General features: G+C 60.8%; 16 protein-coding genes and 1 pseudogene. 7 read left to right on the top strand and 10 right to left on the bottom strand.

Annotated features, from left to right (window positions below):
• Window positions 1-100: 100 nt before the first annotated feature.
• From S58_RS35725 to S58_RS04190, 6 genes and pseudogenes are all read left to right on the top strand, one after another.
• Entirely contained in the window at window positions 101-1,258 is a 1,158-nt protein-coding gene (locus tag S58_RS35725) for a glycosyltransferase family 4 protein (RefSeq protein WP_160167580.1), read from the top strand.
• Between the two features lie 5 nt (window positions 1,259-1,263).
• Entirely contained in the window at window positions 1,264-2,517 is a 1,254-nt protein-coding gene (locus tag S58_RS04215; protein WP_015663997.1) for a hypothetical protein, read from the top strand.
• A gap of 890 nt (window positions 2,518-3,407) precedes the next feature.
• Window positions 3,408-4,169: a class I SAM-dependent methyltransferase gene (locus S58_RS04205; RefSeq protein WP_015663995.1), complete on the top strand. Its 762-nt coding sequence runs from the start codon at window positions 3,408-3,410 to the stop codon at window positions 4,167-4,169.
• Window positions 4,170-4,269: 100 nt separating this feature from the next.
• Window positions 4,270-4,603 (top strand): annotated as a pseudogene (locus S58_RS04200) (transposase); the annotation flags it as partial.
• Window positions 4,604-4,903: 300 nt separating this feature from the next.
• Window positions 4,904-5,161 (top strand): hypothetical protein, encoded by a 258-nt coding sequence (locus tag S58_RS04195; protein WP_042338697.1) that lies wholly within the window; start codon window positions 4,904-4,906, stop codon window positions 5,159-5,161.
• Between the two features lie 2,154 nt (window positions 5,162-7,315).
• Window positions 7,316-8,263 carry a GDP-L-fucose synthase family protein gene (locus S58_RS04190; RefSeq protein ID WP_083938480.1) on the top strand — a complete coding sequence of 316 codons (948 nt, stop codon included), beginning with the start codon at window positions 7,316-7,318 and terminating at the stop codon, window positions 8,261-8,263.
• A gap of 139 nt (window positions 8,264-8,402) precedes the next feature.
• Here the strand turns inward: S58_RS04190 and S58_RS38890 are convergent, their stop codons facing one another.
• The 7 genes from S58_RS38890 to S58_RS04160 form a co-directional block, all read right to left on the bottom strand.
• A complete protein-coding gene (locus tag S58_RS38890) occupies window positions 8,403-8,576 on the bottom strand; it encodes a hypothetical protein (protein ID WP_244440700.1) in 174 nt (57 codons plus the stop codon).
• Window positions 8,577-9,396: 820 nt separating this feature from the next.
• A complete protein-coding gene (locus S58_RS04185) occupies window positions 9,397-10,893 on the bottom strand; it encodes a sugar ABC transporter ATP-binding protein (protein ID WP_015663993.1) in 1,497 nt (498 codons plus the stop codon).
• A complete protein-coding gene (locus S58_RS04180) occupies window positions 10,890-11,984 on the bottom strand; it encodes an SMP-30/gluconolactonase/LRE family protein (RefSeq protein WP_015663992.1) in 1,095 nt (364 codons plus the stop codon). The genes S58_RS04185 and S58_RS04180 overlap by 4 nt, the downstream gene beginning before the upstream one ends.
• Window positions 11,981-14,098 carry an ABC transporter permease gene (locus S58_RS04175; RefSeq protein WP_015663991.1) on the bottom strand — a complete coding sequence of 706 codons (2,118 nt, stop codon included), beginning with the start codon at window positions 14,096-14,098 and terminating at the stop codon, window positions 11,981-11,983. The genes S58_RS04180 and S58_RS04175 overlap by 4 nt, the downstream gene beginning before the upstream one ends.
• 79 nt (window positions 14,099-14,177) lie before the next feature.
• Window positions 14,178-15,191 carry a sugar ABC transporter substrate-binding protein gene (locus S58_RS04170; protein WP_015663990.1) on the bottom strand — a complete coding sequence of 338 codons (1,014 nt, stop codon included), beginning with the start codon at window positions 15,189-15,191 and terminating at the stop codon, window positions 14,178-14,180.
• A 42-nt stretch (window positions 15,192-15,233) separates the two neighbouring features.
• Window positions 15,234-16,205, bottom strand: coding sequence for an ABC transporter permease (locus S58_RS04165; RefSeq protein WP_042338693.1), 972 nt, complete (start codon window positions 16,203-16,205; stop codon window positions 15,234-15,236).
• 23 nt (window positions 16,206-16,228) lie between these two features.
• On the bottom strand, window positions 16,229-18,106 hold the full coding sequence (locus tag S58_RS04160) for an AMP-binding protein (protein WP_015663988.1): 1,878 nt from the start codon (window positions 18,104-18,106) through the stop codon (window positions 16,229-16,231).
• A 255-nt stretch (window positions 18,107-18,361) separates the two neighbouring features.
• Here S58_RS04160 and S58_RS04155 point away from each other — a divergent pair, with 255 nt between their 5' ends.
• Window positions 18,362-19,306: an AraC family transcriptional regulator gene (locus S58_RS04155; protein WP_015663987.1), complete on the top strand. Its 945-nt coding sequence runs from the start codon at window positions 18,362-18,364 to the stop codon at window positions 19,304-19,306.
• A 571-nt stretch (window positions 19,307-19,877) separates the two neighbouring features.
• On the opposite strand, the gene S58_RS04150 is transcribed toward S58_RS04155, so the two are convergent.
• The 3 genes from S58_RS04150 to S58_RS04140 all read right to left on the bottom strand — a co-directional run bounded on the left by S58_RS04150 (window position 19,878) and on the right by S58_RS04140 (window position 21,986).
• Complete coding sequence (locus S58_RS04150; RefSeq protein WP_015663986.1) at window positions 19,878-20,198, bottom strand: DUF736 domain-containing protein; 321 nt, start codon at window positions 20,196-20,198, stop codon at window positions 19,878-19,880.
• 496 nt (window positions 20,199-20,694) lie between these two features.
• Window positions 20,695-20,898: a hypothetical protein gene (locus S58_RS04145; RefSeq protein WP_042338690.1), complete on the bottom strand. Its 204-nt coding sequence runs from the start codon at window positions 20,896-20,898 to the stop codon at window positions 20,695-20,697.
• A 152-nt stretch (window positions 20,899-21,050) separates the two neighbouring features.
• Window positions 21,051-21,986, bottom strand: a complete 936-nt coding sequence (locus S58_RS04140; RefSeq protein ID WP_015663985.1) for a DUF2493 domain-containing protein — start codon at window positions 21,984-21,986, stop codon at window positions 21,051-21,053.
• Window positions 21,987-22,143 lie beyond the last annotated feature (157 nt).

The raw sequence follows: 22,143 nt of genomic DNA, 5'->3' as shown, positions 1-22,143 counted from the left end.
GCTCTGGTGGGCCCGGCGCTCAACACGCATCACGTGGGCCTCGGTCACGTTCTCAAGGCGACAGCTAGCCATGTTGGAGAGGTCTGATAGAGCTCGCATCATGCTGGTCTATTGGGGGCGGCGCGGATTATCCCGCTTCGTGCAGGAAGCGGCGACCGTAGCGACCTCATGTCCTTCAATCGAGGCCACGATATCCGTATCTCGCCAAAATGAGAGCTTTGCGGCTTTTTCGGAGTTTGAAGACCGGCTGGTCGCCGTGGACACCTTTTCCAATGATCTTGGCGCTATCGGCCAAGCCTGGCGCATTCCGATGCTGCGGAGCCGCATCACGCGCGAGATTGTCAATCGGAAGATTGAGGCCGTGATTGAATTCATGCCGCACGTCTGGTCGTCCGTCGTATTCTCCGTTTTGAAGCCGCATGGAGTCCTCTATTCTTCAATCATTCACGATGCGGAAATCCACCCGGGCGACTACAGGTCGGCGCTCATAGGCCTTCTACTCGATCGGACGATTGCGCAAGCTGATGCAGTCCTCACCCTGAGCGACGCAGTAGCGAAGAGGCTCCTGACGGCCCGACGGGTACCTGAGCACAAATTGTTCACGCTGTTTCATCCAGATCTCGACTATGGCGCGCGGCGGAGGACGATCAGTCTCACCGAAGGCAAGCCGATCAGGCTTGCCTTCCTAGGTCGCATCATGCCCTACAAAGGGCTAACCCTGCTTCTCGATTCCGTCGAGGCCTTACGCAGAGAAGGCTTTCAGGTCGAACTAGGCGTTTTCGGCGAGGGCGCACTTGGTGACAACAGGCGGCGTCTCGCTGCGCTCGGCGCTGAAGTGATAAACCGCTGGCTTACAGAGCAGGAAATCGCAGCGATATTGTCGCGTTATCACGCCGTTGTTCTTTCCCACATCGAAGCCAGCCAATCCGGTGTCGCCGCCACCAGCTTGGGGGCCGGGATCCCCGTCATCGCGACGCCGGTCGGCGGACTGATCGAGCAGATACAAGATGGCGTTAACGGCATACTCGCGGCGCGCGTCGACGCTGCTGCGCTGTCTGATGCTATCAAGCGTATCGTGCTCGATCCGAACCTCTTTGATGCAATCTGTCGCAGGATCGAGGCCACGAGAGCGGACCGCTCCATGGCCCGCTTCCTGCAAAAATGCGTTGAATACACCCTGGTTGCAGGGGAGCGGCAAAACGGAAGAGCAGCCGTAGCGCCGCTTGGGCGTGAGGTCTCGATATTGCCGGGAGATTAGGGACCGTGACAGGACGGATCATCATAATCGAACCAAACTTGATCAACGAACGTGGTCACCACGCGTTTGCCACGTCCAGGTTTGCAACCCTCATGGGCGACACACGCCCGCTGATAGCCGCTGGGAAGGGATGGAACGGATCGCAGCATCTCGGCGGCGGCGATATCTTGCGAGTATTCAAACATAATCGCGATACCGTATCACGATCTCGCCGTTACGGGCCCACGGTCACGACCGCGTTTTCGCTCGGCGCAGGCGCGATCATGCCCATAGCAACCTTCATCAGGGGTCGCGTACGCGCTCATGCTACTGAAACGCCTGCTTCGACCGTCGCGAGCGCAGATGCGAGCAAACTCCGCTCCATCATTGGACTTGAGCTTGGCGAGTTTCTCCGTAACTTTGAGCCCAAGCTCCAAGACACCGTATTCTTGCCGTCTGCCGACGCTGAGCTTCTTATCGCAACCGCCGAGCAATTTGAGGCGCATCGCGGTCAGGCTCGTTTTGTCGTGCGGCTGATGTATGATGATGTGGGATGCCATCCAAGCGATCCGACGTGGCGATCAGCCTTAAAGCGTCTCCAGGAGTCCCCGGGGGCCGTTGAGCACGTGGATCTACTCGCAGAGACGCCCGCCTTCGCACGCGCCATACGCGAAATCTGGCCTAAGTCTGTCGAGTTGCTCCCTCACCCCACTGACCTGCCGGCCCAGCAACCTCCCGCAGTGAATGGCAGGTTCATTCTCTACATGGCGGGTCACGCTCGCTCGGACAAGGGAGCTAGACTATTGAACGCGACGGCGCAGGCGCTCGCAGCAAAGCTCAAGGCGCACGACCCAGACGTCGTCCTGCGTGTTCAGGGCCATCCAAGCGGCAGGGCGGGAAAGGTTCGAATAGAAGCATTGCCACTCCATCTGGATCCGGACGAATACGTATTGAGCTGGAAGCAAGCCCACGCAGCACTTCTGCTGCATGATCCTGCTGTCTATGCGATACGAGGGTCGGGCATCGTTTGTGACGCGATTTCGAGCTCGAAGCCCTTCGTGTTCCTGAGTGGCAGTTCGCTTTCCGGCTGGAACGTGGGATGCAACGCGCTCGAAGCAACTCCATCCCCGCCTGCAATCGCCCAGGCAATCGTTGAATTATTGAACGGCTACGAGACCTTTGCGGAGGCGAGCGCGACCGTCGCCTCGACTGTCGCTCGACATGTTGAAGTAGGAATGGTGACGGTGATGGGGCGCGAGACGACGAGCGAGGCTGGGTGATCTGACGCCGGCAGCCACCCCCATATTGCAGGCGAGCTACCGATATGCCGCGTCACTTCAACAGCTACGGGCTAACACCTCCATCGAGGCTCCCAGACTTTCTCGACCCGTCTTGGCATCCAGATTCATTGATGCCTCGCCGTTGCAAGGAGCGACAATGAACCGTCCTGAGTCGTGGCCAAGAATAACACGCACATCCAAGAGCAGGATCTCGCCATGGGTGACTTTGACGGCTCGCGAAGTCGAGTTTTCTCCAGGAACTGCGAGCGAAACGTACCATTCAGTCGAAACGTTCGACTACGTTGTCGTTCTCGCCATATCCCCCGAGGGTCTGGTGCCGCTGGTTCGGCAATTCCGGCCGGCGGTTGAGGCCTTCACTCTGGAGCTTCCAGCGGGCCTGATCGATCCTGGAGCAAGCTGCGAGCTCAGCGGTTCGAGAACTGCTTGAGGGAAACTGGATTTCCGAGCAGGGCCGTCCATTTGCTCGGAGTGAACAAAACCGATGCAGGTCGTCTCAGCAATCGCGTACACTCCTTCTTTATTGAGACCGACGCCCGGACCCCAGGATTCGCGCCGGAGCGAGGCGTCGAGACGCTGCTGGCAAGTCCGTCAGAACTCCTGGACATGATCATCGGCGGTCATTTCGATGCTCAGATTGCCCTCGGAACGCTACTGTTGGCTGACATCCAGGGACAGTTGCGCGTGCGAGGATCGCCGTAAGACTAGGTTGCGGGAGTGCTTACCCACGTCGGAGTATCGCTTGGCGCTCGGGCCGAGCCGATCGTTGCGCCGCAGTTGTAAATATGTCATTCGATTGAACGCCGTTCCCTCGTTACTTGGCTATCACGATTCCTACGTCCATCCGTCTCGGTGCGGCTCAAGAGGAACCAATGCTAAGACGCGCGACACGATACCTGAAGCGCCTCATCGCGCCGAGACTCGTCAACGTTGCAGCACGGAGCCGCAAGCCGGTAGCTGAATCAGCGATCGTTTCGCAACAGGGTCTTCTGGACCGGCTGTCGCAAATTCCTTATTGGGAAGACAAGATCCGGACCTACAAACAGTATACTTATGAGCCGGACTCCGGAGCCTGGACCAAGGCGGGATCTCGCGCTGCCCCCCGGAAGATAATCGAGGGAAGCGATCTGAAGGTGAACTACGGTTGCGGCAGCACGATCCTCGACGACTGGATCAACATTGACCTGTTTGAGCACGACCACCCAGCCTACTATCAGGTCAACTTGCTGGACAAACACCCGTTTGCCGACAACACTGTTCGATTCGGCTATTCGGAGGATATGCTTGAGCACCTCCCCCAAGCCGCCTCGATCTTCGTAGTAGCTGAGATCTATCGGACACTAAAGCCTGGAGGCGTGATGCGCTTCAGCTTTCCTGGGCTGGAGGGAGTTCTACACCGCCACTACTCGCCAGCGACCGAGACGAGGATTCGCGAAGGTGAGTTCGAGGCCTATGCGTTTTGGGACCAAATTCACTTCTATGCAAAGGAAGAGCTCCGACTTGTCGCTGAGCACATCGGATTTAGAAAGGTAAGCTTTTTCACTTACGGTATTTCCGACCATGCCGAGCTTCAAGGCCGCGATACCCGAGCACACCAAGTCGACCTCAACACCTTTGCTGAGCTTACCAAGTAGTTTCTGGATAAAACGTCTTGACCCCGGACGATGAGGCTCGCCCTGTCACATTTGAAATTTTCGTTCTTTCGGACTTTCAACAGTCCATCATATCGGGCCGGATAGTGGCCCGATGGCCAGCGCGCAATGGCGCAAGGTCGCCGATCAGCTCAATCCCAAGGTGCCCAAGCTCGCAACCGTCATGGATGAGGCGGGGCTCGCCTGTATGAGCCGCTCGGCGCAGCACCGCGCCAAGCTGCACTCTCCCAATCCAATCGAGAGGGTCAACGGCGAGATCAAGCGCACACCGAGGTCGTGGGCATCTTCCCAAGCGAGGACGCCATCGTTCGTCTCGTCGGCGAGATCCTGCTCGAGCAGAACGACGCGTGGGCCGTCCAGCGCGTCCCTTACATGACGATGGAACCATCGCGCCTTTAAGCGATGATCCCATGGTGTGGCAGGCTGATCAGCCCGGCGCCTCGCCATGCCAGCGAAACCACTCAATGGGACGCGGATCGGGAGTGGTTCGATGCGCAGATCACGCGCGAAGGGCGAGCCGGGCATCGGGACTCCGTTTTGTGCCGGGCTGCTGCTGCGCAAGATTGCGCGCCCACGGTTGACCTGTGGTTGTATTTCTTCTGCTTGCCTCGGAATCGGTCTGGTAGACTTACGTTTAATCCTCACGCTGGGATTGATTTCGCATACGTGAACGGGTATTATTTCGCCATATTTCATCGGTTTATGGTTGGGCCGGAATGGTATGGGCGCTTGTTGCTTTGGCGGCGATAGTCGGGATTTCGATTCTGTTGTACGCCGTACGACTGCTTGATAGCGACGCTTATTATGACTCGAAAGATCTGTATGACTTGAAAGAGCAGCTCTCTCCCCCAGCGGAGCGCGCGGGAATGAGCTGTGCATCTGGCGAAGACAGGGGAGCTAACGGCTTCTGGCGCGATCAGGCCGATCGCAGTGATCATCTCGCGACAGATTTGCAAGGGGCGTCCGGCTCCTGAGCAGTCGTTTGACTCTCGCCCCCACTGATGATCGGGACGCCAGCTAGAAATCCCGAAAGGCAGGGTATGGATCCTCGTGCAGAGGTGGATGAAGAGTCCGAACGTTGATCCTTTGGTGGCGGCACGGGCCCAAATTGCTTTGACCTTTGCGCTGACGCTGGAAGCAGCAGCGTTGCTCGATCAGCGACCTGCTGCATTTCGATGCTTTTGACTGCGCGGCCACAACTCTCCGATCTGACGCAATTCCACACTGGAAGTCATCCATTCAACCACCTCGATGTCGACAGGTACGTGCTCCGGCCGCCGAACCTTGAAGGTCTCATGGCGGATATTGGTCCTGCGCCGCCTCGGCAGCGAACAGTTGGGCTCAGAATGCCCCAATGGGCGGCCTCCAGCCTGATCAACGCACGCACCGGGCCAATCCGCTTGCGCAGCAAGGCCATGCATCCCCTCGCCTCCGCACCCGCAGGACGAACTTTGTCACCTTCATGGTCGACGCGCTTGAACAAGTTCGTGAGGTCAACACCAGAGCACACAAACTGCAAACAACTTTTGCGGGCAACGCAGCGCGACGCTCGGACTTGTACCTCCAGCATTTCGAGGGAGCAGCCCTGAGCCGATGCCAGTTTCGACTCAACTGTTGATTTTTTTCACTAGTTAAGAAATGCACGAATTGCGTAATGATGAGACAAATTTAGTATGGTGTTTGTAATGGTCGGAAACTCTACGAAACCGTCGTTGGCCCTCCGCCGACTTTCTCCGAGAGACATCATCGCGAGGTCGTACCCTGGTTGGGACTACAATACGGCCGACCGGGTACTCGATTGGCTCAGTGAGTGTGGCTATAGCATCGTTGAGAGCGGTGCAAATTTATCCCCTCCGGGAAATGGCACCTCCGATCAAGTACAGCAGGACACTTAACCTGTCTCAGGCCAAATCGGCTCGCAGATTGGGGCGCTGCAACTTCTCGGTGCATGCAGCCTCCAAGCTTGGAGTCACGGCTCCGATCATCCCTGCGGTTCTCAGCTTGGGTGAGTCCTGATCGACATTGTTCTGGTTTTGGGCTTCCACAAGCTCGGCCTGAGATGGGATCCGACTTCCTACTGGTAGCTAGCCTTCTCGTCCTCGCTAAGGCGGATTCTCGCCAACGCCTGTTCGAGCCGCCGCCTCGACGAACTCGATCATCGGAATGGACTGAAGGGTCTCGATCAACGTGTATCACCCCGCAACGGTCGCGTTCTAAACCCGCCGGCCGAATGGCGGAGACAGCTTCAGCTGTTGAACCCGGCCCCGCAAGAACTGCCAACTGGCCAACCGCAACGTTGCTGGCCGTCCACACGGCCCTGCCCATGTCGGGACAAGGCGCCCGGTCGGACGGAGCGAGAGAGCTCCGTGAGCCGATATCGATTGCGTTGGAACAGTGTCTCACCCACATCATCGATGCCGGCAGCCTTGCGATAGATCTGCTACCACGATCTTGATCCGGACCATCTAGTGACGCGGATTCAGCCGTTGACGATCAAGCGATCTTCGCGCGAGAAGAGGGTTGGGATGCGGATTGTCGCAATGTCACCGGCTGCTCGAAGATTGCGTCGCGGGGGTTGTCGTGCCCCCCAAACGCCAATGGCGTCTGACGGTTCGTGACGACAGCGCCGTCGTTGCAACCCGTTGGAGCCGAGAATTCAGAGGAGCGGAGAATTCAGATCGCTGCTTGCTACCGGCATACTTCTCAACTTCGCCCATTTGGCCGATCATGCAGGCAAAAACGCTTCACAGAGTTCGTCATGCGTGCCGCAATCTCGTGCTGCATTACTGCCTCGGAGATCAGCGCTCCGTAGTTGACGGCTTCGGTTCCGTTAGCCGGGCGCCGGACGCGGCGGCGAGGCTCGTCGGGCAGCATCGTTGCGCCATGTGCTCCGAACCACCATTCGAACACAACCCGGAGTCCGGAAATCGTCAGCCGGAGTCTGGCCACGCTGTTGGACCCGTGCAGCAGAACGCCCTGCCCGAGCCTGGAGACATGGCAACGCGAAGGCAGGCTCCGCACAATGGGAATGTGTGGGCGGTCACCGTCATCGACCTGGATCGCCGGTGCTGCTATGCCATAAAATCAGACCGAAGACGATTTTGATGCTGCATGTCAGAGGGTAACTCGTGTCCTACCGCTTTCATCTTTCTGGAAAACGCGTTTTTGTCGCAGGTCACCGCGGCATGGCTGGCAGCGCATTGATACGCCGCTTGTCGTCCGAGGGCGTCGAGCTTCTGACGGTGGCGCACCGAGAACTCGATCTGCGCGATCAAGCCGCGGTGTTCGCATGGTTCGCACGCGCGAAGCCCCAAGTCGTGGTCCTGGCGGCCGCCAAGGTCGGCGGCATCGTCGCCAACAACACGCTGCGTGCGGAGTTCATCTACGACAACATCGCCATCGCCATCAATGTCATTCACGCTGCCCACGTGAACGGCGCCGAGAAGCTGATGTTTCTGGGCTCATCCTGCATCTATCCAAAGCTTGCTCCTCAGCCGCTGCGCGAGAACGCGATGCTGACAGGGCCACTGGAGCAGACCAACGAGCCTTATGCGATCGCCAAGATCGCCGGCATCAAGATGGTCGAGGCCTATCGCAGCCAATATGGCGCCGACTTCATCAACGTCATGCCGACCAATCTCTATGGTCCGGGCGATAACTATCATCCCGAATACAGCCACGTCGTCGCGGCGCTGATCCGCCGCTTCCATGAGGCCAAGCTCGCAGATGCGCCGGAGGTCGTGGTCTGGGGCACCGGCACGCCGCGGCGCGAGTTCCTCTATGTCGACGACATGGCGGATGCCTGCGTGCACCTGATGAAGACCTATTCGGACACCGCGCTGGTCAACATCGGCACTGGCGAGGATATCACCATTGCCGACTTCGCCCGGGTGGTTGCCGCCGTAGTAGGCTTCAAGGGCAGCATCAGCTTTGACCGGTCACGGCCGGATGGCACACCACGCAAGCTCCTCGACGTCTCCCGCCTGATGGAGCTTGGCTGGCGCGCGACGACTCCCCTGGAAGTGGGAGTCGGGCTCGCCTATCAGGCATTTCTGCGCGAAGCGGCGACGCAGTAGTTCGGCATCATCGGCAAGGGCGAGACCACCAAAGGCCATTCGGAGCGAACGAAGAGACTCTGGATTGTCTAGCTTGCGAGCAGGAAGGAATGCCCATCTGGAAGCATTTTTCAAGTTCTGTCACGTTCGCATTGGGAGCTCAGCGGATCGAAAAAACGTTGTTCGAGCAGATCGTCCGTGACGCATCCAACAAGCGATTGCCGTCAGAGATGAACTGGCCGCCGCCTTCGGTGTGAACCGCCATGCTGTGCGGCAGGCCTTGGCTGCGCTGCCGGATCGCGGGACCGTGATCAAGCGCAAGACGGCAGGACATGTCTCCTCTCCAGCATCGTCGCCCACCCGATCAGCATCCGCACGCGGTTCAGCGGTGGCCATCAACCCGTCAGGTCCTTCGCTCAAGGAAGCCTGATATGCCGGATTTGGCGCTCTTAGAAGCTTCCTGCTTCAGGAACGCCGAATGTACCAAATTTGCGTGCTCTCCGGACAGCGGCCTGTCGGGTGCTGCTGCGATCTCGCGGAGGTTGGCCAGCCTTGTCGTTCCAAAGATGCAGGCCGACACCTGGCTCCGGCCCAAGACATATGACATAGCAGCTTGAGCCGCTGACATTCCTTCAATGGCGGCGGTCACGTCTTGCAGCGAGACTGGCGGGACGGTTCGCAGACGAGAAGCCGGTGCAAAGCGGCAGCACGAACCAGGGATGTTCCGACCAGGCGCGCTCGCACCACGCCCTAAAGGCCGACAAGCAAGACCAGTTCAAGAGGCCGTGACGAGAAGCAATTGTTGCCGATTGCAGGTATCGTCACGCGGTTAGCGCTTCAGACGATCACGACCGCTCCGGCGCCACCGCGTGCAACGTGATTCAAGCAGGCATGCGTCTCGATGACGAGTGCAGAGAGTCGCCTGGGATATAGGCGCGGGCCGCTTTAGCAAGGCAAAGGACCTGCAGAGTTGACGGCGCTCACGCGCCGCCTTGGCCAGGAGCCCACACCGGAATGCCAAGCCTGCGCGCCTTGTCGGCGAGGTTGCCCCGGATCCCCAGAGCCGGGAGAAAACCGTGACACCGATCGGGAGTGTCTCCGGTATGGCGTCGGTGCGCTTGAAGGGATCTGATCGATTGGAGGCCGCGCGCAGTTCAGTGGATGGCGGCATACATGATCTTCTCTTCGGTCGCTTCGATCGCCGAGAATTCTTCGACGACCTTGCCTTGCCTTGATACCAAGATCCGATCGGATAGCGCTATAATTTCCGGCAGATAGGATGATATCACGACCACAGCTCTGCCTTCATCGGCGAGCCTGTTGATCAACTCGTGAATTTCGACGATGGCCCCGACGTCGACCCCGCGCGTCGGCTCGTCGAAGATGATCAGCTCCGGATCTTGAATCAGGGATTTGGCGATGACGACCTTCTGCTGATTTCCGCCGGAAAGTTCGACAACCTTGACTTCGTCGCCGATTGCGCGAACCTTGAGACGTTCGATCCAGGTCTTGCCGACCTCATTTCTTTCACGACGTGACAACCAGGCTCGCCCTTCCGGAAACTTGGCAAGCAGACCCAAATAGATGTTGCGCGCGATCGAGGCCGTCTCGAAAAAGCCCTCCACTTTGCGGTCTTCGGTGACGTAGGCGATTCCGGCTTTCACGGCCGGCGCGGGCACGCGATATCGCACAGGCTTGTCGTTGAGCAGAATTTCTCCACCGTGAAAGAAATCACGCTTCAGAATACCCGAGACGATCTTGAAAGTCTCGGTTCGGCCCGAGCCGACCAGTCCGAACACGCCCGTGATCTGGCCCGCGAACACCGACAATGAGTTGTTCCTGACCATCGGCGCCATTTTGAGATTCTGTATTGTCAACACGCGCCTGCCGGCCGGGCGCACTTTGTCCTTCCGCACACCGTAGAGCGTATTTGAGAGGTTTCGTCCGACCATGGCCTGAACGATGCGCGCTCGATCGAATCCCGAGGCGTCGTCGGTGACGACGTGCTTGCCGTCCCGCAGGACAGTAATGCGATCGGCCAACAGCAAGGCTTCTTCGAGCGCGTGCGAGATGAAGACAATCGAAACACCGCGCCTCTTCAAATCCCGCACCAAATCGAAGAAATACTTCTTCTCCTCCGGCGTAAGCGTCGCCGTGGGTTCGTCAAAGATGATGACTTTCGCCTTGTGCAGCACGGCGCGGGCGATTTCGACCATCTGCTTCTTGGCCGCGCCCAGGCCGCCGACGGTCGCCGTCGGCGCGACGTCGAAATTGAGAGATTGGAGGAACTGCTGAGCCGCGATGTAGATGCCGCGCAGCCGATTGTAAAATCTCTCCTGACCGAGAAACAGGTTTTGCGCCACGGTCATCGTCGGCACCAGACTGTTTTCCTGAAACACCATTGCGATGCCAAGATGCCGCGCCTCCAGCGGCGTTCTGGGAGACACCGCGACGCCATCAACCGTCATGGCGCCCGACGTCAAGGCCACGACGCCAGCCATGACCTTGGTCAGCGTCGACTTGCCTGCGCCGTTTTCGCCGACCAACGCGTGGATCTCGCCCCGCCGCAGCTCGAAATCGACGCCCTCGATCGCCGGCACGCCGGCATAGAGCTTGGTTGCCTTCGACAGGGACAGGATGACCTCGCTCATGGAAGGACCTCCTGGCCAAGGGTTGCAAGCGGCAGCCTGAGCACCCTGCCCGGCCCCTTTGCGATCATGACGAGGTCGCCGCCGAACTCGACGGCGGCGACGATGCCGTGATTGACGCCATCAGCGCGGCTATGAAGCGAATAACGCGGCAGTCCGTCGGCACCGAGCCGGATGACGAGTCCGTACGACCTTGGGGGAGCCCACGGCTTCATGACCCCCATGGTCTTGATGTGCGCTCCCTGCAGCGGCTCCTTGAAGGACTGGCCGGACCTGAGCCGTGGCGCCACCCAATAGTCAGGCTCAATCTCAGCAATCATGCGGCGCCGGTAGGCCGGTTCGCGAAGCACGAACTCGACCAATTGCGTGCGGGCGACAAAGGCGGTCAGCCAGAAGCCGCCGCCATGCGCCGGTGCAAGCCGGGAGGGATAGACCGGCAGGTGACCGAGCGCGACCGTGCGCGTGCCGCCGGGTGCAATCGAAATCAGACGGTGCCGCCAGCTTTCACTGACGAGCACGTCGTTGCCGTTTGCGACGGCACCGAAGGCGTAGCGAAGCCCGCCCGCAAGCTGCTGCATCGTCTGCGTCCGCGGATCGAGCCTGAAGACACGGCCGGTCTCACCGAGCTCCATCAGGTCGCGCGCCCAATCGCCGACCTCATACGATGACGAACCATCGGTTGCGATCAGGGCGCCGTCGCCTGCAGGCGCAAGCGCGTTGACGGCGCGCAACTCACCGGTAAATGTCGAGACCGGCGTCTTGGTGGTGATGGTATCATAGATATGAACCTCAGTGCCGCCAATGGCAACGGCCAGACCGCCGGACGGAAGCATCGCCAACGCAGAGATCGGCCGCGCGAACCTGCGGATCTCCGTAGGCGACGATCCAGCCCAACGCAGGAGTCGCGCGCCATCGGCGATGAGAAGGGAACGGCCGTCGGACGCAATATCCTCCGGTGCTTCACATTCGAGGAGCGTTTCGGCTGCCTCCAGCACTTGATTGGCCTTCAGCGCCCCGTCGAACGACGGAACGGTGATGGTCGCATCGCCGCGGCCGAGCAAGCGGTTTGCGAATTCACGGATGGCGGCGATCACGAATGCCTCCTCCAGCGCGTATCGTAGTGTACGAAGTCGGGATCGGCGTTCTCCAGCTTGAAGCGCCCGATCCTGTTGTTGGCGATGCCGCCGAGATAGAGATAACCGCGGTGTTCCCGCATCGAGGTAATCATCGGGTGATTGACGCCCTTGAGGTCCCAGAGGGATTCCAGGATCTGGCCCTGCTCGTTGAACTTGACGACGCATCCGGTGTTGATGTTCGGAAACAGCCATTCGTCGATCGGCACCCGCTTGGCCATGCGCCGCCGGAAGCCCGGCATCTGCCACGCCAAGTCGAGCGATGGGCTGCGCATGCCGACCAGCGCCAGCCAATAGTTGCCATCCGACGCCAGATTGATGTTGTCGGGATAGCCCGGCAGGTTGTCCATGACGGTCTCGACCGCGCCTTTCTTCGGACCAGCGAACCAGTATCGCTTGATCGAGCAGCCGAAGGTCTCCGCGAACAAGATCGACTGACCGTCGCTGGCAACAGCGACGCCGTTCGGAAACTTAAGTCCGCGCAGCACGGTGTGGGTCGTTCCGCTCTTCGTGTCGTAGCAGATGATGCGACCGTTGCCGCGGGCCTCCAGCCCGTCGACCGGCCACTCATCCATCTCGTAGCGAACGGTCGCCTCGGAGAAGAAGATCAGTCCGTCATCGGTGATGTCGAGGTCGTCGGCGAGCCGCAGACGGCTGTCGTCATTCACCGAATACAGGCTGCGGTTGGTCTCGTCGGTGGCCTTCTCCACGGTTCCATCGGGCGTGATGCGGTAGAGACCCATGCCGCCGATGCAGACATACAGATTGTCCTGGCGGTCGAACGCCATTCCGAGCGGCTGGCCGCCGATATGGGCGAACACCTCCATCCGCTCATAGTCCGGCGGAAAGAACCGGATGATGTCACCGTGACGGGAGCCGGCATAGAGCACGTCGTTGCGGTCGAGAATGACATCCTCCGGCGCCTCGATCCGTCCGAGCCCGATGAGAGACACATCGCGAAGCTTGTCGTTCTGCTCGAACGGGCCGCCCTTGCCGATCTCGGTCGGGGGTGGCGGCGGCAGCGCATGATAGGTCGGGGCAACGTAGACCTTGCTGATGATCCGGTTGCGGTTCTTCTGCCAGCGGATATCGACCATGGCGGCCGCCAGGAGGATTGTCGCGAGTGCCATGCGGTTGACGCCGCCGCGCGCGTTCATCGCGGTCAAGCCGTTGGTCATCAGGAGGACGATGAGCACACCGACCAGCGACTTGACGACCGAACCCTTGCCACCGCCGAGCGTGATCCCGCCGAGGACGGTCGCAGTCAGGACGATCACCTCGAGGCCGACGCCGATGTCGCCGCCCACGGTTCCGAGGCGGGCGGCAAAGAACAACGCACCGATGCTGGTCAGAACACCGCTCGCGACGTAGCAGAGCGCGATGGTCCGCCGCACCGGAATGCCGGAATTGTAGGCCGAGCGGCGCGATCCGCCGATCGCCGTGATGTGCCAGCCGGGCCGCAGCCGCGTCAGAAAGACATGGCCGACGATGGCGACGATGACATAGAGCAGCGCGACGCTCGGGATTCCCAGAACATCCCCGCCGCCAATGAAATCCCACGAGGGGATATCTGGAAGCGATGACGCGATGGCATTCGAATAGCGTTGAATCAGCAGATCGAACGCCGAGCGATAGATGATCAGTGTGATCAGCGTGGCGATGAAGGCGCGAAGTCTCAGATATCCGATCAAGACCCCGTTCACGGCGCCAAGCAGCCCGCCGACGACCATGGTCGCGACGACCACTGCCGGAACGGGCCAATTGAGAACGTCCAGGAGATAGAGCGCGCAGAAATCCGTCAGGGCAAACATCGACCCGACCGACAGGTCGATGCCGCCGACGATGACCACAAGCCCCATTCCGAGACCGATGAAACCGATCTCTCCGGCCTGGCGCGCAGTGTCGGCGAGACTCGCGGGGGACAGAAAGTGCTCCAGGACCCGGCTCAATGCGAAGCCGACGATCAGGAGCAGAAGCACAGGAACGGCGGTTTCGGTCCACCTCTTGGACAAGATCTCGCCGAGGAGATGGTCGGGCCAGTAGCGATATCGCAGCCGAGTCAATGTCTCGCGCATCTGCCTTCCATGGGTACTGCCTATGCAATCGTCTTGATGCGCGTCCCGGCCGAGCCGGAACGCGCGCCGCGGAGTGTCGTCACTTCTTGAGATCGGAGAGGTTCCAGCACGACGTCTGGGAGTCTGCGTTCTCCTTGGTGATCGGAATGAGCGTGCTGTATTCGAAGCCCTTGACCGAGCCCGCCTTCACCCCCGAGGACAGCAGCCACTTGATCGTTCCGGCCATCTGCGCCGCCTGCGTCGGCACGTCGTAGCTCATGTTCAGATCGAACGAGCCGTTCTTCACGAGTTCGCAGGCGCCCTTGCGCTCTCCACCGCCCGATGTTGCCAGGAAGACCTTGCCGGTGAGCCCGGCCTCCTTGATCGCAGCGGCAGTGCCGATATCCATGCCATCCCAGAAGCCCACGATGCCGCACAGGTCGGGATTCTGCTTCAGGACGGTCTGCGTGATGGCCTTGGCTTTCGCCGCATCCCAATCGGCCGCCTGGCTCGACACCACCTTGATTTCAGGATGCTTGGCGAGAACGTTCTCGACGCCCTTGAGTGTGTAGGCACTGGCGGCCGCGGACAGCGCCCCCTGAATGATCGCGATCTTGTTCGACTTGCCCTGGCAGGCCTTCACCACCCCCTCGGTCTGGCGTTCGCCGATCTCGATCCAGTTCGCGCCGACGAACGCGGAGCTGCGATAGGCTGATCCCATGTTGATCTGGATGACGTAGATCCCTTCGTTTTCGGCGCGCTGCAACAGCTTGGCATAGGTCTGGACGTCGGGATTGTGGATCACCATGACCGCCGGCTTCTCAGAGATCAGCGAGGTGACAGCCTGCGCCCCCGCGTTGGTGTTCCAGTTGGGATCGCGAATCTCGAACTTGACGCCGTAGGGTTCGAGCTCCTTCTTCAGGCCCGCGTACCAGCCCTCCGTCAGATCGAAATTCATGGCGACCGGCACGTAGGCGACCGTCTTGCCGGCAAGCGCCTCGCGAAAGGTCTTCTGAAAGGGCTCGTCAAGCCCCTGCTGCGCGAGCGCCGGCGCCGCAGCCGCCGCGAGCGTCACCGCCACCAGACTTCCAAGTGCTAAGCTATGCGTGCGCATCGTCTTTTTCTCCCGTTTGATGTTTTCATTTTTCGGACTGAGCTAGATGTCGCCTTGCTGGGCTGTTTCTTCATTTCGCGGATTCAAGATCGTATCGGTGATCACCGCGATCAGCAGGACGACACCCTTGATCAGGTTCTGTCCGGCATAGGGAATATCCAGAATCGTCATACCGTTCAGCATGGTCCCGATCAGCAGCGTGCCGATGATGACGTTCACGACGCCGCCGCGGCCGCCGGACAATCCGATGCCCCCGAGCACGACGACGAGGATCACGTCATAGATCATGGTCGAGTTGAAGATCCGGGTGGGCATCGAGTTGACGGATGCCGCCATCACGAGACCGGCAAAGCAGCCGATCACCGCCGCAAGCACATATTGCAGCACGACAATCGGGCGCGAGGGAATGCCGGTCACCCGTGCGGCGAATGGATTGTCACCAACCGCATAGATAAAGGCCCCCCACCGGGTCTGACGCAGCAGAACGAACACCGCGATTGCGGCGATCGCAAACATCACGATCGACGTCGGGATGCCAAGGATGCTGCCCTGCCCGAGCCGCTCGAATCCCGCCATGCCGTCGCTCCATTGGACGACGTCGAGCTGGAACAGCGCCGCTTGCCCAAGTCCTGCAACAAACAGCCCGGTCGCGAGCGTTGCAAACAGCGGCGGCACCTCCGCATAGGCGATCAGCCAGCCATTGACGAGACCGATGGCGACGGCCAGGAGGCCGGCGGCGAGCAAGGAGGCCGGCAACGAATGACCGTTCTGCACCATCTGCAGGACGAGCCCGCCGGGGACCGCGAGGGCTGCGATCAGGGACAGATCGATGCCGCGCCCGATGACGACAACGGCCATCGCCAGGCCGAGAATGCCGAGAACGGCGACGTTCTGCAGCAGGGTCAGCATGTTGTCGGCGGTGAGGAAACCTTTGAGGAAGATCGAGAAGGCCAGGAAGAGCGCCGCGAAGACGGCGAACACGATCTCCTGTTGACCAAGCCGAAAGTGCTTCATCGTTTGCTCTCACCAATTCCCAACTACGCCCGCCCGCGTGGCGATGTCGCTTCAACGCGATAGGTCTGCGGCAACGCCGACAGGCTCTCTGCAAGCCGACCCAGCGCGACCTCGTCGATCGTTTCGACCGAAATGCAGACGACCGTGTTGAGCTTGTCGTCCTTGTTGACCTGGATGTCTGCCGCGGTTTCAGGACCGAATATCCGATCGACTTCCGTCCTGACCTTCTCTCGAACGGCGAGATCGCGAAGCGTCGGCTTGAAGATCTTGCCCACGGCGGTGACCGGAAGCGCGTCAAGCACCACCACGCGCTTCGGGCGCGCGGGGGGCTCGTGGACATTCTGCTCGAGGTAGTCGCAGAGCCGCGCGAGCTCGATCGTCTGCTGAGGCGACGGCACAACGAAGAGAATCGGCACCTCGCCAGCGTAGGCGTCCGGCATGCCGACGGCAGAGCTCATTTGCACGCCAGGATATGCATTGGCGACATCTTCGATGGCGGCGGGATCGATGTTGTGGCCGCTGCGAACAATGAGGTCCTTCTCCCGACCTGTGAGAACCAGCCGCTCGTCTGCGGTGAGGTAGCCGATATCGCCGGTCACGATCCAATCATCGTCGGTCAGGACGCCGACATTGTGCGTGGGATCGACGTATCCGGGGAATACCTGCAGGCCCTTGGCGAGCACCAGCCCGCTCGTGAGCGGAGGACACTCCTTCCTCAGCTCCGGGTCGCCCAGTGCCACGATCTTCGTTCGCGAGAACGGCGCCCTGAATCCGACGCTGCCCTGAAGCGGCTCGCCGCGACCCGGGTTGAACGCGATCGCCGCCGCGGTCTCCGTCATCCCGTAAGTCTCGAACAACCTCACTCCCGTCCTGGCCTGGAAACGGTCACCAACCGCCTTTGGAAGCACCGCACCTCCAGTCAGCGCCATCCGGACCGAGCTGATATCGCAGGACCCGATCGGCACCTCCGCCAAAGCCGCAATGGAGGTCGGCACGCCGCTCACGATCGTCACGCGATGTCGTTCGACGGTGTACCAATAGTCGCGGATGACCTCCGGGACTCGCAGACCGTAGGGTGACGGAATGATCACGTGGCCGCCAGCGGCGAGAATCGACAGACCTGCAGTCATGGTGCCGCCGACATGAAACAGCGGAAACCCGTTCAGCGCGATGTCCAGCTCGTCGAGCCCGTGAACCTGGGCGAAACCCCATGCGGCGTGGATCTGGTTGCCATGTGTCAGGCGGACGAGCTTTGGACGTCCGGTCGTCCCTCCCGTGTGGAAGAGCGCGCACACCGACCGCCGATCATTTGACGGTTCGAAATCGAGCGCATCTCGGTGCGGCGAAGCGGCTTCGTCAAAGACGGCCATTCGGCGGTTCGCGTCGCGGCTCTCGCCTAGAACGAGGATCCTCTGCAGAGATCCGACCCGTGCGGCGACCTTGTTCGCCTTGTGCCAGAGCGCCGGATCGTCGGCCTCCGATGGGATCACAAGCAACGCTGCATTCTGCGCCTCGAGGAGATCGACGATTGCGTCCTCGTTCAGCAGATAGTTGATCGAGCTCGCGACGCCGGCGACCTGGGCGCCGAGCAAGGCCGGAAAGACCTGCGGCAGGCTCGGGCAGAGGAATGCAACGGTCGGTCCATCCGGTCTGATGCCGGACGCCCTGAACAAGTTCGCCGCGCGGGATATGTCGGCAAGCAATTGACGGTGAGTGAGGCTGATTTCGCGGGATTCGCGAGGTGTCAGAACGGTCAGTGCCTGCCGACCCGGATGCAATCGGGCGGTCGCCTCGAACAGGTGATACAGATTTCGCGCAGGTACGAGGGCGTCATATGGCAGCCGCTCCAGCGCCACGATGTCAGCAATGGAGCCGACAGGGCGCGTGAACCTCGTCGTCATCGGTGAAGGCAGGCCTCCCCCCATTGCTGCAGTCCCTGGCACGGCAAATCACGCACGCCCGCATCGGCATCCGCGACTGCTTCCTCCCGTTTTTGTTCTCTTAGCTTGCCGCCCCGAGTGACGCTTGCCTCGGAGCGCAAAGCTTTTGCATGGCCGCGCAAAGTTGGCTTGCGTAGAGCCGCTGGGCAACTAGAATTGCGGAACGGTCCTTGTGCGATGCAAAATGCAGCTTGGGCTGCTCGCGATGGATGACCGATGGAGCTCGTGTTCACAACGGAAAGCCTTGAGCCTTCCAAGCGCTACGCTGCCTGGCAAGGCGCCATTTGCGACGTCTATGTCCATGTCGACGTCGAGGCCGAGCAACGGTCCGACTATCAGGGCTTCATCCGGGAAGCACGATTTGGCGTGCTGACGATGACCGACGTATTGCTGTCGGAGCAGCGGATATCACGACGGGAGCGGCACATCGCCAGGCTCGACAAGGATTGCTACTACGTCGAATTCGTTCAACAGGGCAAGATCAACGTCCTGCAGGCAGGCCAGACGCTGAATACGAATCCCCACGTAGGTGCAATCTTCTCCGCGGCCGAAGCCTACGATCTGGAGTGCGTCGGGAAGGTTAGATCCCTCTACCTCGAGATTCCGCGCAAGGAATTCTCGTCGCGGTTCAGCGAGAACCGGATTCCGGTTGCGATGACTATTGCGACCGGACGCGGTCTTGGCCGGATCGCCGCCGAATTCTGCTCGACGTTGGCATCGGAAGCATCGTCGGTCGATGAAGCGGCGAGGTCTCGGCTCGGCGACGAGCTGATGGATGTTTTGGCTCTCGCCCTGGACATGGGCGACAAGGACCAATTTTCCGAGGACGCCACGGCTCAGAAAGCCCGCCTGCGCTCTGTCAAAGCCTGGGTCGAGGAGCATCTCACCGACCACGACCTTTCGCTCGAGAAGATCGCACGGAACAACGGGGTCTCGCTCAGACACCTGCACTATCTTTTTCGACTCACGGACATGTCGGTGTCCGAGTGGATTCTCGACCGGCGCCTGCAACGGTCCTACGATATGCTGACACGACTTGAGCAGCGCGCGTTGTCGGTGACTGAGGTCGCCTACCAGCTGGGATTCAGCAGCTCGTCACACTTCAGCACCGTGTTCCGGCGGAAGTTCGGGCATAGCCCCTCCGAGCTACGCCGACGATAGTCCGATGCTCACCGGCCGAGCGGCTCATGAGGCACTCCGCCGAGCTCCGGCACGTCCTCGCCGCCCAGACCACCATCATACATCGAGCCACTGGCTCGACAGCTCGACCTTCGAGCAGTTGTGCTGCCAAAGCTAGGCACATCGGGCCAGCGCAACGAGCAGACGCTGATCAGCCTCCAGGTAGTGGACCATCTCTACACCGGAAAGCCGTTCGAAGACATTCCGGTCGAGAGATAGCGCTGCCGACGCAACGGACTTTGCGGCGCGCGTCAGCGCGTGAGGCGTCATCGGCAGCCGACGCAGCCAGGGGCGTTGGCATGCATCGCAGTCCCGTCGAGGATCGATGGTGAGCCCGATGGTGCCCGACAGGAAATAACCCTGATGGGTGATGAGATCGACCTTCTCGTCGTGGACCGTCTCGTCGGGCAGAATGTGAGATGGCCGTCATCCGGGGGCGTCCTGACGGCTGACGCGGCTCGGATCGAGATGAGACCTGCGGAAGTTACTCTCATCCCCTGCCCCGGTGGAGCGAGCCCCGCCCGATTGATTCGGGCGGGGGATGATCAGCTCCTCACTCTGCCACCTTCCGTGGCCGCGACCAGAGGAGCGTGTAGCCCTCGCCGCCCTCGTCTTCGAACAGGTTGGCGTAGATCGGGGCGTTGAAGGAGGGATCGTCGAGCTTGAGCGAGAGATAGTCGCGCCCTTCCTCGGACCGGCGGGCCCAGGCGGCTCCGATTTCGACGCGACCAGTGTAGACCCGGTGGCTGGGAGCGTTCTCGCTGGAGCGATTGACCTCGGGGACGATGCGCACGCCTTTCGCTTTGAGGTTCAGGGTAATGATCTCGCCCTGGAAATCGTCGCCGACCTTCTTGAAGGAACCGATGGAAGCCATGTTGTCTCTCCTTGGCTGTTCGGGCCGCGACCACCGCGGCCTCGATGGCACATCTCGACGGAAGGCGAGCGACGGCGCACCCGCGAGGGCTGCAGCGATAGTGGAAGACGCCGCCGGCCGACTTTGTTGTCCCGCGAGGAATGGGCGAAGCCCAGGGGAAGAAAGTTGGCAGGCGGCGTTGCGCATAGGCGATCGAGGCGAAGCCGACCTTCGGTCAGATCAAGCCATCACGAGGCAAGGTGCGTCACCGCCTGATCAGCTCACAGGAGAGACATGGTGCACCGAGGCTGCACAAGAGATCAGGATGACCAGGCGTAGGATCAGAGGCCGCCGAGAAGAAAAGCGTGCGCCGATGTCGTACCCTCGCCCTGCCACCGTCGTCACCCCCGGCTGAATGCTGGGGCCGTCGAGATCAGAGCCGTCCGGTCCCGCCGGTTCGAGGAGGAGCGCGGCTGTCTCTCGCACAAGTTCGACGAGCCTCGTTCAACCGCCCGATCTACTCCACCACCTGTTCAATGATGAAGGCAGCGAAGGCGATATGTTGCTCGGGTCGCGGCTGCGCTGAACGGAAAGGCTGATCGTGATCACGCTTGGAGCGAGACTGGCGGGACAGTTCATGGACGAGCAGCCGGTACAAGGCGGCGTACTGACCAGCAGTTTCCGACCAGGCCGAGAAGGGATCGTTGCCGATGGCAGGCATCTCCGTGGCCGTCAGAGCGCAAAACGACTACGACGTCGTCCTGCACCACCAGATACAACCTGGTCCAAGCAGACATGCATCTGGATGACGGGTGCAGAGATTCGCCTAAAGCGGCGGCGCGGGCCGCTTCACCAGTCAAGGGTCGACGGCGCTCACGCGCCGCCTTGCCCAAAAGTCCACACAGGTATGCCAAGCCTGCGGGCCTTGTCGGCGAGGTTGCCTTGGATCCCAGAGCCGGGAAAGACCATGACGCCGATCGGGAGCGTCTCCAGCATGGCGTCGTTGCGCTTGAAGGGCGCAGCCTTGTTGTGCCTGGTCCAATCCGGCTTGAATGCGATCTGCGGCACCTTGCGGTTGGCCGCCCACTTCGAAGCGATCAACTCGGCGCCTTTCGGTGAGCCACCATGCAGGAGAACCATGTCTGGATGCTTGGCGTAAACCCGGTCGAGCCGATCCCAGATCAGTGCCACGTCGTTGAAGTCCGGTCCGCCGGTGAGTGCAATTTTCGGACCCTGCGGGAGCATCACCGCAGCCTCGGCGCGGCGCTTGGCCGCGAGGAAATCGCGGGAGTCGATCATGGCCGCCGTCAGCGTGCGATGGTTGACCTGCGATCCCGAGCGCGGCCGCCACGCTGATTTCGTATCGAGCTCGAATGCCTCGGCGGCGAGGTCGCGGAACATCTCCAGAGCGTTGCGGCGCTCGACCAGCGACAGCCCTTCCGAAATCAGGCGCTCCAACTCGACGGAGCGGACTTCCGAGCCGTTCTGCTCCCGCTGGCTGGAGCGCTGCGCCTGCTCGTTGTCGTCGAGTTCGCGCTCGATGCGCGTCGTAGCGCGGTGAAACAGGTTGACCGTCGACCAGAGCAGATCCTTCAGCTCCGGCTCGAGGCGCGTGTCTGAAAGCGTCGCCACCAGGGCATCGAAAATGTCGGCGACAGCGCCGGCGATCACCTTGCCCTCGGGCAGTGGCCGCGGATCAGGCTCGTCGTCGAAGGCGCGATAGCCGTACAGCTGGAGTTCGGTCAGGGCGTCGTCGGTCGCCGATTGGTCGCCGCGGGGCTCACGCATCTCGTCGTGCTGGTCGGACATGGGGACCTTCGTCTGTGATTACTGACCGCGCCATCGCGGCCTTCCATAGCGATCTCCCAGACGGCGGGCGGCCCGGACCAGAACCCGCGGCTTCCTTCAAGCAGCGGGCCAGAGCGACAGCGGAGGATGGCGATGCGCGGCTATTTTGCCTCGCGAT

Origin of the sequence: Bradyrhizobium oligotrophicum S58, assembly GCF_000344805.1 — a bacterium.
GTDB lineage: Bacteria > Pseudomonadota > Alphaproteobacteria > Rhizobiales > Xanthobacteraceae > Bradyrhizobium > Bradyrhizobium oligotrophicum.
This window is presented reverse-complemented; position numbering and strand designations above follow the sequence as displayed.